The sequence below is a fragment of the Chryseobacterium gallinarum genome (assembly GCF_001021975.1).
GTDB classification, from domain to species: Bacteria; Bacteroidota; Bacteroidia; order Flavobacteriales; family Weeksellaceae; genus Chryseobacterium; species Chryseobacterium gallinarum.
The window spans coordinates 3479727-3496309 of the sequence record NZ_CP009928.1; the positions used below are offsets into that span (position 1 = coordinate 3479727).

The following is a 16583-nucleotide window of genomic DNA, read 5'->3' on the forward strand; positions in this document are numbered from 1 at the left end:
GTATTCATCAATTATCCCAATTATTTTGTTTTATATTTTGTCGTCAGAATATTCTCCTGTCAGTGCATAATATCCGAAAACAGCCATTCCTCCTGAGATGATCGGCATCAGTACAAACAGAATGATAATGCCGAAAACCAGATCTTCCTGTTTTCCTGAGGCTATTTTGGGGATTCCCAGAACCGTAATTCCGAAATATCCTACAATTAATGCTATTGCAATCCAGAGTATGCCTAATATCTTTTTTAGTCCGTTCATTTTAGTAGTTTTAAAATTAATAAAAATTTGATTGATTCAATGCTTAATCGTGAAGATTGTTGTTCTTATTTTTAAGATAGAACAATCCGATGATCAGACAAACAGCGGCTACCCCGATCGGATACCAGAGGCCCTGAAGGTACCATGTCGGGTGACCTGCATCTTTACCTACGGTTACCAGATAGGTGGCAACGGCAGGAAGAAGCCCCCCGAATACTCCGTTTCCGATGTGATAAGGAAGAGACATCGAAGTATAACGGATCCTTACCGGAAACATTTCAACAAGGAATGCTGCAATTGGCCCGTATACCATTGTTACAAATATCACCTGGATAAACACAAGAAAGATGATGTACCATTTTGTATTATCGCTCAGCTTTAAAGATTGTGAGACTTTAGCTTCTTCGGCTTTTCCGTCTTTCATTACAGGACCGGCAGGAGACCAGTGGAGAATACTGTCTTTTTTAATTAATGTTCCGTCTGTATAAAGGGTTTCTTTATGAAAAGTAATCAGGCTGTCGGTAGCAATAGCAGGATGGATTTTCGCTGTCCTTTTTTCTGAAATCCCGTTAGTGGCGATGGTTTTATTTTCCAGACTTACGCTTTTAAACATGCTGTCGTAGATGGGACGGTACGCTAAAATAGCCACCAGCATTCCGGTCATCATTACTGCTTTTCTTCCGATCTTATCCGATAGCCATCCGAAAAATACAAAAAAAGGTGTTCCCAGGAATAAGGCTGTAGCCATCAGTGAATCAACCTGTGTGGATTCTACATTCATTACCTTCTGTAGAAAGCTCATGGCATAGAATTGTCCTGTGTACCAGATAACTCCTTGTCCCATAGCTGCCCCGAATAAAGCAAGCAATACAAATTTAAAATTATACTTGTTCCCGAAACTTTCTTTTAAAGGATTTTTTGAAGTTTTTCCCTCACTTTTAGCTTTGGCAAAAAGCGGGGATTCTTTCATGTTTTTTCTGATAATATAGGAAACTCCTACCATTAGAATAGAGATCCAGAAGGGAACCCTCCATCCCCAGTTATCAAATTCTTCGGGAGAAAGGGATGTTTTGGTGATAAGGATAACAATCAGCGAAATAAAAAGTCCGGCTGTGGCGGTTGTCTGGATCCATGAAGTCCAGTACCCTCTCCTGTGGGGCTGTGCATATTCCGCAACATAAGTGGCAGCACCTCCGTATTCTCCTCCAAGAGCCAACCCTTGTAATAATCTTAAAATTAAAACCAAAACGGGAGCTAAAAATCCGATGGTTTCATAACTTGGTATACATCCTATCAGGAAAGTGGAGAAACCCATGATCAGTAAAGTAACAAGAAAAGTATATTTTCTTCCGATAAGATCTCCCAGTCTTCCAAAGAACAAAGCACCGAAAGGTCTTACTACAAATCCCGCAGCGAAAGTAGCCAGGGTAGATAAAAATGCTGCGGTAGGATTATCGGCAGGGAAAAATTTAGTGGCTAAAACAACGGCGAGACTTCCGAAAATATAAAAGTCATACCATTCTATCAGGGTTCCGAGAGATGAGGCGGTGATCACGCTCCATATGGTGCGGTTCTTCTGCCTGTCGGTCATATTCTCGTAGCTTTCGTGGTGGTTTTCACTCATATTGGTTGGTTTTGATGTTAACAGAAAATATTATTTCATCCAGAATTTTATGGAAATGGATTTATTTTTTAAATTTTGTTTATTAATGGCTTATAGTTACAGGTAGATCTGGAACTGTACAATGAATTCCCCTTTTGAAGATGGGCTTTCGGTGGGGCTGGTATAAACCGGTCTTGTTGAGTATTGGGTTGTGATTTTTGCGTGATGCCCATCGATGAACCAATTGGCCCCAATATCAAATTGAGATGAAGACTTGTCAAAAGCTTCAAAATTTTTGTGAGTATAAGCTGCAAAAGGCTGTATTCTGATTTTTGGCTTCTCTGCCTGGCTCGGCAACAGTAAACCGGCCTGTGCGTAGATAATATTACCTGTTCCGATGGTCGGCTGCAGGTTTCCTGGTCCTGCAATTGCTTTATTGCCGATGAAATTGGGATCATTGGCTCCGATATTCATGGTTCCCAGGTTCCTTACATACTTAGGACCGAAATTGTAGTTATAATATCCGGCATAAGCAGAAATGGCCATTTTGTTTTTAGCTTCTCCCAACGGAATATCTGCAAACGCATCTACTGCAAACAGGGTGATGTCATGCTTTTCAATATTGGAATTGACGGAAGTCCTCGTTCCGTCTGCCTGATGATAAAAACCAGCTCCCACATTAAACACTTTCTTTGTTCCCAGATAAGAACCTACTTTGAAAGGAAGGGTGTTGGATTCCTCGTCAAGGAATTGATATTCAAGATATCCCGCTTTTGAAAAACTGGGATTGCCATTGTTGTCTACAGCTATAGCTTTGGAAGGGTCTGTTACATTTACCGGCGTGAGATCAGTAGCGAAAGGTTTGTTTAAACTTAAACGATATTCTAATTTTCCGTATTTCCCTTTGGCAAACATTCCCAGCTGTCTTGCAAACTGATCCGAATTGTCTATCAGCGGCCAGGAAAAAACAGGAGAATCTACGGTTAGGAAATTAAGTGTTGACGCCATGGTCATCCGGGAAAGCCCCATGTAGTAATGGAGTCCTGCCCCTAAAGATAAACTGAATTTTCCGGCTTCCCCGGGTAAAATAACTGCATACTCATTCCAGGCATCATGAAAGAACAGTTGTGTTTTTTTTTCCGTTTCCGTATCCTCCGGTTCCTGAAGTACCTGTGGCGCCACCGTTGATGAAGGTTTGATTGTTAATCCCGAAATGAAGCAGGATCATATATCTTTTAGAGATCTGGGCATACGTTAAAGCACGCAGTCTCCTGTTTCCTATGTTCCAGGAATTGTCAGTAGGCTCTCCGCCAACCATTGTTCCGGGATTCATGGAGGTATTCCTCAGCCAAAGCTGGTCCCATAAAATAAATCTGACGAATTTGTCTCCCTCAGGATTGAGGTTGAGTTTTAAGCCGCTGCCATAATCGGGAGAACCCTGCGAATATAAAGAACTGCTGATTAAGACTGCTCCAATGAATGTGAGTAATTTCTTCATAAATTATCAATTTTTGGCGTTGTTTTTTGTGAAAGCCAAATTGTAATTAATAATTTATTTATTAAAATTTAATATATATTACTGGTAATAGTATAGTTTTAATTGGAAATTACTGCTTGACCGTTTAAAAGGTTAATTATTTCTGTTGAAAAACAACCTTTTAGATCAATCAGTGAAATACATGATTTTATCTCATACCTTACAATCTCCTGCCTGATATCCAAAGTCTTTACTCTTTATTCTTTACTCTTGGTTTACTTTTTAAATCTTTCCCATTTGATCAGCATGTATTTATCTGCAAACTGGGTAATGATGATGCCTGAGTTTTTAATATTTTCTTCCTGAGCGATATATTCAATCAATTCATTTTGTTTCAGGACTTTATATACGGGATGGAATTCAGAATGAGGAGGTCTTGTAATGTTATACTTTTTGATCCATGAACTGATGGTCACATGAGAAACCCCTATGATCCGTTCTATTTCCCGGTAGCTTAAGCCTTCAAGATACAGCTGAAGGGCCTTGGTTACATAATAATCATCAATTTGTTTGCCTAACTTTTTAACGGTGAAATAATAGTTGCAGCCTTTACAATGAAAACGTTGCTTTTCGTTGATGATGCCGCTTTTTACTACTTTGTTACTCTTGCATTTAGGACAGATATTTTCCATAGCTATATCTTTTTAGCAAATATATAATAAATTAGCAAATATATAATTTTCAATAAAGATAATTTTACCTGTTTAAATTTTTAAACCAAAAAAAATATCTTTTATATTTGGTTTTTAAAGAAATTATATTTTAAATTTGCCAAAAAATTTAGATAAATAAATGGAAATAGAAATTTCCTCATGCGAACATCTAATGTATGTGAGTGAAATACAGCAGGAAATGTACGATTCTGCACAGCGTAGAGGAACGGGAATCGCAAAACGTTCTATCGAATATTTGAGTAAGAAGATTTCAGAAGGCAATGCTGTGGTTGCCACTGAAAACGGTGAGTGGGTAGGTTTCTGTTATATAGAAACCTGGTCACATGGAAAGTTTGTTGCCAATTCGGGACTGATTGTGTCTCCGAAATTCAGGAACGGAGGAGTAGCTACTCAGATCAAGCACAAAATTTTCCAGTTATCTAGAGAAAAATACCCGGATGCGAAAGTATTTGGGCTGACAACAGGGCTTGCAGTGATGAAAATCAACAGCGATTTAGGATATAAACCGGTGATCTATTCGGAACTGACCCAGGATGAAGAATTCTGGAATGGGTGTAAGAATTGTGTGAATTATGAAATTTTAATGAAAAAGGAGCGAAAGAACTGCTTATGTACCGCAATGCTTTTCGTTCCTGATAATAATAAAGTAAACGGTATTGCCAACAAGCAGCCGGAAAATAAATATAACAATGAACAAGAAAGTCATCTTAGCGTTTAGCGGAGGTTTGGATACTTCCTACTGTGCTAAATACCTTAGTGAAACACTGGGGTATGATGTGTACGCAGTTACTGTAAATACCGGAGGTTTTTCTAAAGAAGAAGAAAAAGAGCTGGAAAGGAAAGCTTTAAAACTTGGAGTAAAAGAATACAGGTGTGTGGATGCTCAGGAGGATTATTACAATTCTTGTGTGAAGTATTTGATTTTTGGAAATGTGCTGAAAAATAATACCTATCCGCTTTCTGTAAGTGCGGAGCGTACGATCCAGGCGCAGGAAATTGCAAAATACGCAATGGAAGTAAATGCTGAGGCTATTGCCCACGGAAGTACAGGCGCGGGAAATGATCAGGTGCGTTTTGATCTGATTTTCCAGGTTATGTGTCCTGATGTTGAAATTATCACGCCGATCCGCGATATGGCTCTGTCCCGTGAAGAGGAAATAGAATTTTTGAAAAATCATGGATATGAGATGGAATTTCAGAAAGCACAATACTCAGTGAATAAAGGTCTGTGGGGAACCTCGGTAGGTGGTAAAGAAACCCTGACGTCCAGAAATTATTTGCCTGAAGAAGCATTTCCGTCACAAATCCGGCAAACTGAGCCCTCAGAAATGGAGATAGAGTTTAAGAATGGTGAAATTATAGCGGTCAATGGTGAAAACTTTGAACACCCTGTATATGCGATTCAAAAAATAGAAGAACTGGCCTCTGCTTATGGAATAGGGCGTGATATCCATGTAGGAGATACGATTGTAGGAATTAAAGGAAGAGTAGGATTTGAAGCGGCAGCGGCCTCGGTAATTATCAAAGCGCACCATTTGTTGGAAAAACATACCCTTTCAAAATATCAGCAGATGATGAAGTCGCAATTGTCAGACTGGTACGGAAACTGGCTGCATGAAGCACTTTTCCTGGATCCCGTGATGAGAAACATTGAATCTTTCTTGACGGATTCTCAAAAAACCGTAAGTGGGAAAGTATTTATAACGCTTTATCCGTACAGGTTTATTTTAAATGGAATTGAATCCGGTCATGACCTGATGTCAGATAAATTCGGAAGCTATGGAGAAGCCAACAGGGCATGGACAGGGCAAGATGTGAAAGGATATACAAAAATTGTAAGCAATTCCTTAAATATATACCACCAGATCAATAAAAATACCAATTAGTTCCGAAGGAACGATTTAACCCCAAGATAGGACGCAGTCCTATCAGTTTAAAAATGAAAAAAACAGTAGGAATAGTTGGAGCCAACGGTTATACAGGAAGCGAGCTGATACGCTTACTGGCCTTCCATCCCCATGTGACATTGAGTTTTTTATATAGTCGTTCAAATTCGGGGACAAAGATATCGGATTTGTACCCGGATTTAACGACAGTTTGTGACCAGGTTTTAACGGATGAGTTTGAGGAAGTGGATATTCTTTTTTTATGTCTTCCCCATAAGGAAAGCCGGAATTGGTTAGCTCAAAATCCTGTTAAGGATGAAACACTGGTAATTGATCTCGGAAATGATTTCCGTTTAGAAGGAAATTTCGGGAATAGAAATTTTATCTACGGATTACCTGAAATCAATAAAAAACATTTCCAGGGCTCAAAGAGTATTGCCAATGCGGGATGCTTTGCTACAGCTATCCAATTGGCATTGTTGCCATTGGCAGAAAAAGGAATGTTAGATGAGGTTTACACCACAGGGATTACGGGTTCCACAGGAGCCGGCCAGTCTTTGCAGGCAACCACTCATTTTACCTGGAGAAATGATAATATTTCAGCCTATAAAACCTTAACCCATCAGCATGTGGATGAGATTTTGCAACAGCTGGTTTCATTGAATAATAAAGAAGTAACCCTGAATTTTGTTCCATGGAGAGGGGATTTTGCAAGAGGGATTTTTACAAGTTCCACGATCAAGACGGATTTGAAGCTGGAGGAATTAAAACAATTGTATCAGGATTTTTATGCAGAGGAGCCTTTCGTTACCGTTAGTAGCAGGGCGGTTGATTTAAAGCAGGTTGTCAATACCAATCGCTGTGTGATTCAGATTGAAAAGAGTGGAAATGTTGCCGTTATTCACTCAGCGATTGACAATTTGTTAAAAGGGGCTTCAGGACAGGCTGTACAAAATATGAATATCGTCATGGACTGGGAAGAAAATGCAGGACTGAACCTGAAACCAATAGCATTTTAATACAGCAATGTACCAACTGATATTATGGGAAAAACTCGAAAATTGAATCCCGTTTCATTAATCAATTATCATTTATAAAAAGACATGAATTTATTCAACGTATATCCATTATTCAACATAAATCCAATCAAAGCTCAGGGATCTTTCCTTTGGGATGATAAAGGCGAACAATACCTTGATTTTTACGGAGGTCATGCTGTTATTTCTATCGGTCACAACCATCCGCATTATCAAAATAAATTAAAAGAACAGCTGGAGAAGATCTCTTTCTATTCTAATTCTGTTCAGAATGAATTGCAGGCAGAGCTTGCAAACAAGCTTGGAAAGCTTTCAGGATATGAAGATTATAGCCTTTTTCTGTGTAATTCGGGAGCTGAGGCCAATGAGAATGCCTTAAAATTAGCTTCTTTTCATAATGGAAAAAGCAAAGTGCTTTACTTCTCAGGATCATTTCATGGAAGAACATCCGCAGCTGTTTCAGTAACGGATAATCCTAAAATTGTGGCTCCTGTAAACTTCTCAGAACGCTTTATTAGGTCTGAATGGAATAATGTAGAACAGCTTGAAGAGACCTTTGAGATTCATGGAAATGAAATTTCTTCTGTAATTATCGAAGGAATTCAGGGAGTAGGAGGGATTATGATTCCAACACCGGAATTTTTATCAAAAATTAAAGAATTATGCGAGAAATATGATGTTGTTCTTATTTTGGATGAAGTACAGTCCGGATACGGAAGAAGCGGATATTTCTTTGCCCATCAGGAATTTGGAGTTGAGGCAGATATTATCACAACAGCTAAAGGAATGGGGAATGGATTTCCGGTTGGCGGAGTTTTAATTCATCCTAAATTCCAGGCGAGCAATGGCTTATTGGGAACTACATTTGGCGGAAATCATTTAGCTTGTGTAGCTTCTATTGCCGTTCTGGATGTGATGAAAGATGAAAATCTCATCAAAAATGCTCAACAAATGGGCGAGTATATTGAAAATAAAATTAAAGATTTACCACACATAAGATCCATCCGAAGGAAAGGACTGATGATTGGAATAGAACTCGACAGAGACTGCTCAGAAGTAAGGAAAAGCTTACTGTTCGATCATCATATTTTCACAGGGAATTCTAATGATAAAACGGTGTTAAGGATTCTTCCGGCACTCAATATCAAGAAAGAGGAAACGGATCTGTTCATCAACGCTTTGAAAACGGTGTTAGAGAATATTTAAAATCACAAAGTCCCAAAAGAGTTTAAACCCTTAAGTGATGTTAAGAAACTACTGACGCTTTAAAAAGCACACTTGAGTTTTTTGAAAATATTAGATTTTCTGCTTATGTGAACTTTATATACAGTTTCATTTTAAACTTACTTAAGTGTTCTAACGTGTTTAAATAAAAACTTTTGTGTCTTTTGTGGTTGAATTAGCAATTAAGTAGGTAAAGAAAACCTTTAAAATCAATTTTAAAATGAAAAAATTCACTACTGTAAATGATGTAGAAAACTTACAGGAAATTATAAAAAAAGCTTTAAAAATAAAATTAAACCCACTTTCGGAGACAGAAAAAGGAAAAGGGAAAACAATCGGACTTGTATTTTTAAATTCAAGCCTTAGAACCCGTCTGAGCAGCCAGATTGCAGCGCAAAACCTGGGACTGAATGTATTAACCTTAAACGCAGCCCAGGAAGCATGGAACCTTGAATTTGCTGATGGAGCCGTGATGAATGGTGACACCGTAGAACATATCAAAGATGCCATTGAGGTTTTAAATCAATATTGTGACATCATTGCAGTACGGTGCTTCGCCGGAATGAAAAGCAAGGAAGATGATGTGAATGAAAGCATCCTGAGCCAGTTTGAACAGCATGCAAAAGTTCCTGTTGTTTCCCTTGAATCTGCAACGCGACATCCGCTGCAAAGCCTGGCAGACTGTATTACCATTACAGAAAACTGGAAAAAAGATCATAAGCCAAAAGTAGTGTTGACCTGGGCACCGCATATTAAGCCGATTGCTCATGCGGTAGGAAATTCCTTCGCAGAATGGATGCAGAAAATGGATGTTGAGCTGGTAATCGCTAATCCTGAAGGATATGATTTAGATCCAGCCTTTACAAAAGATACGCCGATAATTCATGACCAGGATGAAGCCTTGAAAGATGCAGATTTTATCTATGTGAAAAACTGGTCGTCTTTTGATGATTATGCGGCAATGCCTGAAGTGAAAGAAAACTGGATGCTGACCAATGAAAAACTGGCCGGTACTAACCATGCAAAAGTAATGCACTGTCTTCCGGTTCGTCGTAATGTAGAATTAAGTGATGAAGTAATGGACGGAGAAAATTCCATCATCTATCAGCAGGCAAAGAACCGTGTTTTCTCAGCGCAGGCTGTGTTCAGCGAAATCCTGGATGAACTGAATGCTGAATAATCTTTACCCTTGTCAAGGGTAATCAAGGGTAATAAGAAATGATAAAGATGAAACAGAAAATATACATCATAAAAATAGGCGGAGCGCTCATTGATGATGAACGATTACTGGATCAGTTTTTAGACCAGTTTTCCGGAATTAAAGGCAAAAAGATCCTTGTGCATGGTGGAGGTAAGTTGGCAACAACATTGGCTGATAAGCTGGGTGTCGAGCAAAAGATGATCAACGGAAGGAGGATTACCGATAAAGAAACGTTGGATATTGTAACGATGGTTTATGCAGGTGGAATCAATAAGAATATTGTTGAAAAACTGCAGCAGAAAAAATGTAATGCCATAGGGTTTTCCGGTGCCGACGGGAATTTGATCAAGGCTAAAAAAAGAGAACATCCTGAAATTGATTTCGGATATGTAGGAGATATCAATAAGAAAAGTATCAATAAAAAATTACTTTCTAAATTGATCAAACTGGATCTTGTTCCTGTATTTTCTGCCATTACACATGATAAAAAAGGAAATCTGTTCAATACCAATGCAGATACCATTGCTTCTGTGATAGCTCAGGCTTTATCAGAGAAGTATGAAGTTGAGCTTCTGTATTGTTTTGATAAAGAAGGTGTCCTGGAAGATATAAATGATCCGGAATCTGTGATCAGAACTGTTTCCGAAGAAGAATTTGCAGTGTTGAAACAGGAAGGAAAACTTCATAAAGGAATTTTACCCAAGCTGGAAAACGCCATTGGAGCAATAAAAAATAATGTAGATAAAGTGTTTCTGATTAAAGAAACCGAGCTGAAAAATCATATAGAAAATCATCATGCAGGAACTGAAATCTGTTTATAATAAAGAAGAACTGTTGAATAATGCAGTTGAATTGCTGAAAAATCTGATTGAAATTCCTTCATTCAGCAAAGATGAATTCAACACATCGGTAGAGATTGAGAAATTCTTCATGAAGCATCAGGTCCCGACAAAACGTTTTAAAAATAATATCTGGGCCGTGAATAAGCACTTTGATGTATTTAAACCTTCTGTTTTGCTGAATACCCACCATGATACAGTAAAACCTAATAAAGCTTATACACTGGATCCGTTTGTACCGGTTGAAAAAGATGGAAAACTCTATGGGTTGGGAAGCAATGACGCAGGTGCATCATTGGTTTCTATGGCTCAGGTTTTTTTACATTTTTATAATAAGGAAGATTTACAATATAATTTAGTTATTGCTTTGACAGCAGAGGAGGAGATTTCAGGTTTTGACGGAATTGAGGCCTTGTTTCCACAGCTTCCTAATATAGAACTCGCCATTGTAGGAGAACCCACGCAGATGAATCTGGCGATTGCAGAAAAAGGATTGCTTGTGATAGATGGGGAAATGAAGGGAACTCCTTCTCATGCTGCTCATCCTAATGATGATAATTCAATTGTAAAATGCATGCAGGATCTGCAGCATATTTTAAACTTTAAATTTCCAAAGGTTTCAGAATATCTGGGCGATGTTAAAATTACCTTGTCGGGGATTCATGCCGGCGTCCAGCATAATGTGGTGCCTGAGTCTTGCAGCTTTACATTGGATGTAAGAGTAACGGATGAATACTCCAATAAGGAAGCTTTTGAGATCATTCAATCCCAAATGAAATCAACTCTTACTGCAAGGTCTTTCAGATTGAATTCTTCAAAAATTGAAATGGAACACCCGTTCGTACAGGCCGGATTGGAGATAGGAAGGACGACTTACGGCTCGCCTACTTCCTCAGACCAGGCTATCATTCCATGTACCTCGGTGAAGATAGGTCCGGGTGATAGTAGGCGCTCCCACACGGCAGATGAATTCATTTATATCAGTGAGATAGAAGAAGGAATTGATATCTATATCCGGATTTTGGAAAAAGTGTTATAGAGATATATCAGAGATCAGGCATCAGAAATAATGACAAATAAAGAATCTGGTGTCTGACATCTGAATCTGGATATCTAATATATGTTTTGATTCTGCCCGGCAGGCACAAAGGTTTAGTTTTTAATAAGGATTTATGCAAAAATGAAGATTAGAAATGAAGACTTTAAATGAGGAAATGTTTTTTTATAGTTAATAATAAGGATGCTCTGCCGGGCATGTCAAAACCGGACAATATTCAACTCGTTTTATGAATTACCATTAAGAATTTTATAATAACAATGCAGATGGAAATGGTGATTACATATAACCTTAGAAAAATAGAGAATTACATATGAAAAAAATATGGCAGAAGGATGACCTGGCCACCAATATATTAGTCAATAACTTTACGGTAGGAAAGGATCTTGACTTTGATGAGCGTTTAGCAAAATATGATGTTAAAGGTTCAATGGCGCATTGCAAAATGTTGTCAGAAACCGGGATTATTTCCCATGAAGAATCAGAACAGATGCTATCTGTGTTAAATACTATTTTAAATAAAATTGAAGAAGGCAGTTTTGAAATTGATAAAGAAGCTGAGGATATCCATTCTCAGGTAGAAGCAATCCTGATTGCAGAGCTTGGCGATACAGGAAAGAAAATTCATACGGCGAGATCCAGAAATGATCAGGTTTTACTGGATATCAAGCTGTATCTGCTGGATGAGATCCGTGAGATTACAATACTTACTGATGAATTTTTCCAGATCCTGATTCAGCTGGCGGATCAGCATAAAAATGTGTTGCTTCCTGGATATACGCATTTGCAGATTGCGATGCCTTCATCATTCGGATTGTGGTTCGGGGCTTATGCGGAAGCGCTTTTGGATGATGTGGAAATGTTGTTTTCGGTAAAGAATATCATCAATAAAAATCCGCTGGGATCAGCAGCAGGATATGGTTCCTCATTCCCGATTAATCGTGAAAGTACTACGTATAACCTGGGCTTTCAGTCGATGAATTATAATTCGGTGTACGCTCAGATGACCCGCGGAAAGTCGGAAAAGTTGTTGGCAATGTCAATGGCTGCTTTAGCGGGAACGCTTGGTAAATTTGCCTATGATGTATGCCTGTATCTGAATCAGAATTTTGATTTCATCAGTTTTCCCAAAGAATTTACAACGGGAAGCAGCATTATGCCCCATAAAAAGAATCCGGACATCTTTGAGCTGGTCCGGGCACGATGCAACAGAATCCAGGCTCTTCCCAATGAACTGATCCTTTTGACAAATAACCTTCCTTCAGGATACCACAGAGATGTACAGCTTACCAAGGAAATCCTTTTTCCGGCAATAGATTCTTTAAAAGAATGCCTGGAAATTTTAAGTTATACTTTACCTAATATTCAGGTTAAAGACGGAATTCTTGAGGATAAAAAATATAAATACCTGTTCAGTGTGGAAAAGATCAATGAAGAAGTGAAAAATGGCAGTTCATTTCGTGATGCCTATATAAAAGTAGGACAGGAAATTGAAAATAATGAATTTGACTTTGAACCGGGTAACCTGGATCATACCCACCAGGGAAGCATCGGCAATCTTTGTCTGGATAAAATAGAGTATCAGTTCAATAAACTGAAGAACAAATTATTGGGTTAGAATCTGAACCATTAAGATGTAAAAATACTTAGGTGAAATTGTACAGCGTTTTAAAATTACTTAATACTGTCTTACACACTCGTTGTGAAACCTTAATCTTAATAAATCTTACCTGCTTAAGTGATCTTAATGGTTAGATTTTACTCTGCTCTTTGAATTTGATGATTGATTTAAAATTATTGGATATAGTTGAATATCAGGATTAATATGCTGCCGGAAATTTTAAAGATGATCTTAGTGTTTTAAGTTTCGGAACTTCTTTGTGTCTTTGCTTTTTTAATAAGATAAGGTACTTAGAGAATGAAAGCGGTTGGTAAATGAGGCACAATTAAGAAAGATTTCCTGCAAGAAGTCAAACAGTTCCGGGATATATAATTAAGCTATTCCAGATCGATTTTAAATTTGGTAGACTTTTTCACCTCATGAAGCACAATAGAGCTGTGGTATTGCCCGATGTTAGGAAGATTGGAAATTACACTTACAGCGAACTCATTATAGGAATTGATATCTTTTGCGATAATTTTCAGCATATAATCATATTCCCCTGATAAGCTGGTGATTTCCTGAACTTCGTCGTATTTTGAAATGTTTTTCTCAAAGGTCTCCAGTACTTTCTTGGATTGCTCTTTAAGACGTACATTACAATATACAATAATATTCAGGCCTAGTTTTTCACGATTCAAAAGACCTACATATTTTTCAATGACTCCTTGTTTCTCCAGTTGTTTGATCCGCTCATAAGTGGGAGTAAAGGTAAGACCTATCTTTTCTGAAATTTCTTTCACAGATAAAGTAGAGTCTTCCTGAATAATACTGAGAATCATTTTGTCTTTTAAATCCATAGGGTAAATTTGAGTTTTAACAAAAATATTAATTTTAAATGAGAATAAGGAAATACTGAAGTTTTTAATTTATTTTAAATTTAATTTTTGTGGGTTTCTAAAATTGTTGTATCTTTGCACCTAATGAATAAAAAAGCATTTATATCATTAGACTTACCGGGCGAAAGCGCCCTTTACGATATTTATTGTTATTAAGCGAAGATAGTTGTCTTCGCTTTTTTTATGCCCAAAAATAAGAATTATGTTTACGATTACAGAACTAAGCACCGAGAGAATCAACAGTATACTGACAGAAGCCCTGGCTTTTGCAAACGGTAAAACTGCTAAAATTGAAGGAGAAGTTTTTTGCTCAAACCTTTTCTTCGAAGACAGTACAAGAACAAAAACAAGTTTTGATATTGCAGAAAGAAGATTAGGACTTCAGGTTGTGCCTTTTGATGCCTCACACAGTTCCGTAAATAAAGGGGAAAGCCTGTATGATACAGTGAAAACGATTGAAAGCCTGGGGGTAAACCTGGTGGTGATCCGGGATAAAAAAGACAGGTATTTTGAAGAATTGAAGAATATAAAGATTCCTGTAATCAATGGCGGTGACGGAACGGGAAACCATCCTTCACAATGTATGCTGGATCTGATGACCATCTATCAGGAGTTTGGGAAATTTGAAGGACTGAAAGTAGGAATTGTAGGGGATGTGAAACACAGCCGTGTAGCCAATTCCAACGCAGAAGCACTAAGAAGGCTGGGAGCAAAAGTATATTTCTCAGGACCCGAACAATGGTTTGATGAAGGAGCTTTAATCAACGGAACATATCTGTCAGTAGATGAACTAATTGCCGAAGTGGATGTTCTGATGCTGTTAAGAATCCAGCATGAAAGACATGATGCAGCAATGAGTTTTACCGCTTCAGAATATCACAAAAGATATGGTCTGACCAAAGAGAGGGAAAAAGCCATGAAAAAAGAAGCAATCATCATGCATCCGGCACCTATCAACAGGGGCGTGGAAATAGATTCTGATCTGGTAGAATGCGAAAGATCAAGAGTGTTCAAACAAATGCAGAACGGCGTCTTCGCCAGAATGGCTATTTTGAAAGAAGCCCTGGAAGAGAAAGGGTTTACCTTTAAATAAAAGAACCAGGGTAAAAGTATGATGAGCTCCGTAGGAGCGACCTGTTAATAGCCAAGGATGAAATCCATGGTAAATAAATGAAGCCAACAATTGGAAGCCCTGTAGGGGCGACCTGTTCATAACAACGGAAGAAACCCTTGAAAAAATAAAAAGCCTCGTAGAGGCGACCTGTTAATAAAAAGAAAATCTAAATAGAAAAAATGAAGAAAAAATTAATACTGGAGTCCGGTGAAGTGTTTCATGGAGAAGGTTTCGGAGCTGAATTGGAAACTGCAGGAGAAGTAGTTTTCAATACCGGAATGACTGGGTATCAGGAATTGATCTCTGATCCATCATATTGTGGTCAGATAGTTTGTATGACCTATCCGCTTATCGGGAATTATGGTATTAACCGTGATGATTATGAAAGTATCGAGCCGGCAATCAAAGGGCTTATCGTAAAAGAACTTTGCGATCTTCCTTCCAACTTCCGTACTCAGATCACTTTAGATGAATTATTTAAAAAGAAAAACCTTTCAGGAATTTCAGGAATTGACACAAGAAGACTGACAAGAATTCTTCGTAACCACGGAGTAGTGAAAGGAAAAATTGTGAATGCTGATGCTGATGAAAATGCTGTTGCGGCAGAATTGAAATCAACCAGCTTCCCGATCAATCAAGTGGAAGAAGTTTCCACTAAAACGCCTTACGCCAATCCAAACAGAGGTTTCAAAGTGGTATTGGTAGATTTCGGGGCAAAATTGGGAATTATCAGGGAATTATCTCAAAGAAACTGTGATATTATTGTAGTTTCCCAGGATACTACCGCTGAAGATATCCTGTTGATGAACCCGGATGGAATCATGCTTTCAAATGGCCCTGGTGACCCGGAAGATGTACCACACGCATTAGATATGATCCGTGGATTATTAGGAAAAGTTCCAATCTTCGGAATCTGCTTAGGACACCAGCTGATTGGTCTTGCTTGTGGAGCAAAAACATTTAAATTAAAATTCGGACACAGGGGAGGAAACCACCCGGTACTGGATTTAGAAAAAAACAGGGTAGCCATCACTTCCCAAAACCACGGATATGCCGTAGATCAGGAAAGCTTAAAAGGAACAGACCTTATCGAAACTCACATAGCCCTGAACGACAGGACAAACGAAGGTCTGAGACACAAAATCCACCCGTGCTTCTCTGTTCAGTACCACCCTGAAGCAAGTCCAGGTCCTGAAGATGCAAACTACCTGTTTGATGAGTTCATTGATTTAATGTACCAATTTAAAAATGTACCAGTTTAACAATAATTAAAATGATCAATTTCGAAAACAATCCTTTAATTGAAAAAACCGTTAAGTTCTCATTAGATATTATAGAGTACTGTGAATTATTGGAAAGTAAAAAGAAATTTATTATTGCTAAACAATTATTACGTTCCGGAACAAGTATTGGTGCAAATTCCTTTGAAGCACAAAATCCATACAGTAAAAAAGATTTTGTGAATAAAGTCAAAATTGCCGCTAAAGAGCTTGAAGAAACAAAATATTGGTTATACCTGTGTAAACACTCTCAAAGTTATCCATTTAATGAAAATTTGGAAACACAGATTATAGAAATTGGAAAGATTATTTATAAAATTTTAAGCACAAGTTTATCAAATGAAAACGGGCAGTAACATTGTTACACTGTTAGA

Annotated in this window: 17 protein-coding genes; 11 read left to right on the forward strand and 6 right to left on the reverse strand. The window is 38.0% G+C overall.

The features are described 5' to 3' along the window. Positions 1–30 precede the first annotated feature (30 nt). The 5 genes from OK18_RS15645 to OK18_RS15660 all read right to left on the reverse strand — a co-directional run bounded on the left by OK18_RS15645 (position 31) and on the right by OK18_RS15660 (position 4030). Positions 31–258, reverse strand: a complete 228-nt coding sequence (locus tag OK18_RS15645; protein WP_050021317.1) for a DUF6814 family protein — start codon at positions 256–258, stop codon at positions 31–33. 43 nt (positions 259–301) lie between these two features. Continuing rightward, a complete protein-coding gene (locus tag OK18_RS15650) occupies positions 302–1882 on the reverse strand; it encodes an MFS transporter (RefSeq protein WP_053328605.1) in 1581 nt (526 codons plus the stop codon). Positions 1883–1978: 96 nt separating this feature from the next. Then, positions 1979–3043 (reverse strand): porin, encoded by a 1065-nt coding sequence (locus tag OK18_RS15655; protein WP_228377624.1) that lies wholly within the window; start codon positions 3041–3043, stop codon positions 1979–1981. Continuing rightward, on the reverse strand, positions 2973–3359 hold the full coding sequence (locus OK18_RS21730; protein WP_228377625.1) for a hypothetical protein: 387 nt from the start codon (positions 3357–3359) through the stop codon (positions 2973–2975). The genes OK18_RS15655 and OK18_RS21730 overlap by 71 nt, the downstream gene beginning before the upstream one ends. Positions 3360–3613: 254 nt before the next feature. Continuing rightward, a complete protein-coding gene (locus OK18_RS15660; RefSeq protein ID WP_050021314.1) occupies positions 3614–4030 on the reverse strand; it encodes an IS1/IS1595 family N-terminal zinc-binding domain-containing protein in 417 nt (138 codons plus the stop codon). A gap of 160 nt (positions 4031–4190) precedes the next feature. On the opposite strand from OK18_RS15660, the gene OK18_RS15665 reads away from it, so the two are divergent. The 8 genes from OK18_RS15665 to argH all read left to right on the forward strand — a co-directional run bounded on the left by OK18_RS15665 (position 4191) and on the right by argH (position 12934). Beyond that, entirely contained in the window at positions 4191–4790 is a 600-nt protein-coding gene (locus OK18_RS15665) for a GNAT family N-acetyltransferase (RefSeq protein WP_082129208.1), read from the forward strand. Next, a complete protein-coding gene (gene argG, locus OK18_RS15670; RefSeq protein ID WP_050021313.1) occupies positions 4762–5958 on the forward strand; it encodes an argininosuccinate synthase in 1197 nt (398 codons plus the stop codon). The genes OK18_RS15665 and argG overlap by 29 nt, the downstream gene beginning before the upstream one ends. A gap of 53 nt (positions 5959–6011) precedes the next feature. Continuing rightward, positions 6012–6977, forward strand: a complete 966-nt coding sequence (argC, locus tag OK18_RS15675) for an N-acetyl-gamma-glutamyl-phosphate reductase (protein WP_053328606.1) — start codon at positions 6012–6014, stop codon at positions 6975–6977. Between the two features lie 84 nt (positions 6978–7061). Beyond that, a complete protein-coding gene (locus OK18_RS15680; protein ID WP_050021311.1) occupies positions 7062–8201 on the forward strand; it encodes an aspartate aminotransferase family protein in 1140 nt (379 codons plus the stop codon). A gap of 238 nt (positions 8202–8439) precedes the next feature. Further along, on the forward strand, positions 8440–9399 hold the full coding sequence (locus OK18_RS15685) for an N-acetylornithine carbamoyltransferase (protein ID WP_053328607.1): 960 nt from the start codon (positions 8440–8442) through the stop codon (positions 9397–9399). A gap of 47 nt (positions 9400–9446) precedes the next feature. After that, positions 9447–10241, forward strand: a complete 795-nt coding sequence (gene argB, locus OK18_RS15690) for an acetylglutamate kinase (RefSeq protein ID WP_050021434.1) — start codon at positions 9447–9449, stop codon at positions 10239–10241. Next, entirely contained in the window at positions 10216–11298 is a 1083-nt protein-coding gene (locus tag OK18_RS15695) for a M20 family metallo-hydrolase (protein ID WP_050021309.1), read from the forward strand. The genes argB and OK18_RS15695 overlap by 26 nt, the downstream gene beginning before the upstream one ends. 331 nt (positions 11299–11629) lie before the next feature. Beyond that, complete coding sequence (gene argH / locus OK18_RS15700; protein WP_053328608.1) at positions 11630–12934, forward strand: argininosuccinate lyase; 1305 nt, start codon at positions 11630–11632, stop codon at positions 12932–12934. A gap of 380 nt (positions 12935–13314) precedes the next feature. Here the strand turns inward: argH and OK18_RS15705 are convergent, their stop codons facing one another. Beyond that, entirely contained in the window at positions 13315–13776 is a 462-nt protein-coding gene (locus OK18_RS15705; RefSeq protein ID WP_050021307.1) for an Lrp/AsnC family transcriptional regulator, read from the reverse strand. Positions 13777–14017: 241 nt separating this feature from the next. Between OK18_RS15705 and OK18_RS15710 the strand changes: the two genes are divergently transcribed. The 3 genes from OK18_RS15710 to OK18_RS15720 all read left to right on the forward strand — a co-directional run bounded on the left by OK18_RS15710 (position 14018) and on the right by OK18_RS15720 (position 16565). After that, positions 14018–14908 carry an aspartate carbamoyltransferase catalytic subunit gene (locus OK18_RS15710; protein WP_053328609.1) on the forward strand — a complete coding sequence of 297 codons (891 nt, stop codon included), beginning with the start codon at positions 14018–14020 and terminating at the stop codon, positions 14906–14908. A 200-nt stretch (positions 14909–15108) separates the two neighbouring features. Then, positions 15109–16191, forward strand: coding sequence for a carbamoyl phosphate synthase small subunit (locus OK18_RS15715; RefSeq protein WP_053328610.1), 1083 nt, complete (start codon positions 15109–15111; stop codon positions 16189–16191). A gap of 11 nt (positions 16192–16202) precedes the next feature. After that, positions 16203–16565 carry a four helix bundle protein gene (locus tag OK18_RS15720; RefSeq protein WP_053328611.1) on the forward strand — a complete coding sequence of 121 codons (363 nt, stop codon included), beginning with the start codon at positions 16203–16205 and terminating at the stop codon, positions 16563–16565. The last annotated feature ends 18 nt before the right edge of the window (positions 16566–16583 follow it).

What these genes read in the sequence shown, in the direction of transcription:
- OK18_RS15645 (WP_050021317.1), bottom strand. Translation starts at nt 258, where the DNA reads ATGAACGGACTAAAAAAGATATTAGGCATACTCTGGATTGCAATAGCA.
- OK18_RS15665 (WP_082129208.1), top strand. Translation starts at nt 4,191, where the DNA reads ATGGAAATAGAAATTTCCTCATGCGAACATCTAATGTATGTGAGTGAA.
- OK18_RS15660 (WP_050021314.1), bottom strand. Translation starts at nt 4,030, where the DNA reads ATGGAAAATATCTGTCCTAAATGCAAGAGTAACAAAGTAGTAAAAAGC.
- OK18_RS15685 (WP_053328607.1), top strand. Translation starts at nt 8,440, where the DNA reads ATGAAAAAATTCACTACTGTAAATGATGTAGAAAACTTACAGGAAATT.
- OK18_RS15705 (WP_050021307.1), bottom strand. Translation starts at nt 13,776, where the DNA reads ATGGATTTAAAAGACAAAATGATTCTCAGTATTATTCAGGAAGACTCT.
- OK18_RS15720 (WP_053328611.1), top strand. Translation starts at nt 16,203, where the DNA reads ATGATCAATTTCGAAAACAATCCTTTAATTGAAAAAACCGTTAAGTTC.
- OK18_RS15650 (WP_053328605.1), bottom strand. Translation starts at nt 1,882, where the DNA reads ATGAGTGAAAACCACCACGAAAGCTACGAGAATATGACCGACAGGCAG.
- OK18_RS15695 (WP_050021309.1), top strand. Translation starts at nt 10,216, where the DNA reads ATGCAGGAACTGAAATCTGTTTATAATAAAGAAGAACTGTTGAATAAT.
- argC (WP_053328606.1), top strand. Translation starts at nt 6,012, where the DNA reads ATGAAAAAAACAGTAGGAATAGTTGGAGCCAACGGTTATACAGGAAGC.
- argB (WP_050021434.1), top strand. Translation starts at nt 9,447, where the DNA reads ATGAAACAGAAAATATACATCATAAAAATAGGCGGAGCGCTCATTGAT.
- argG (WP_050021313.1), top strand. Translation starts at nt 4,762, where the DNA reads ATGAACAAGAAAGTCATCTTAGCGTTTAGCGGAGGTTTGGATACTTCC.
- OK18_RS15715 (WP_053328610.1), top strand. Translation starts at nt 15,109, where the DNA reads ATGAAGAAAAAATTAATACTGGAGTCCGGTGAAGTGTTTCATGGAGAA.
- argH (WP_053328608.1), top strand. Translation starts at nt 11,630, where the DNA reads ATGAAAAAAATATGGCAGAAGGATGACCTGGCCACCAATATATTAGTC.
- OK18_RS15680 (WP_050021311.1), top strand. Translation starts at nt 7,062, where the DNA reads ATGAATTTATTCAACGTATATCCATTATTCAACATAAATCCAATCAAA.
- OK18_RS21730 (WP_228377625.1), bottom strand. Translation starts at nt 3,359, where the DNA reads ATGAAGAAATTACTCACATTCATTGGAGCAGTCTTAATCAGCAGTTCT.
- OK18_RS15710 (WP_053328609.1), top strand. Translation starts at nt 14,018, where the DNA reads ATGTTTACGATTACAGAACTAAGCACCGAGAGAATCAACAGTATACTG.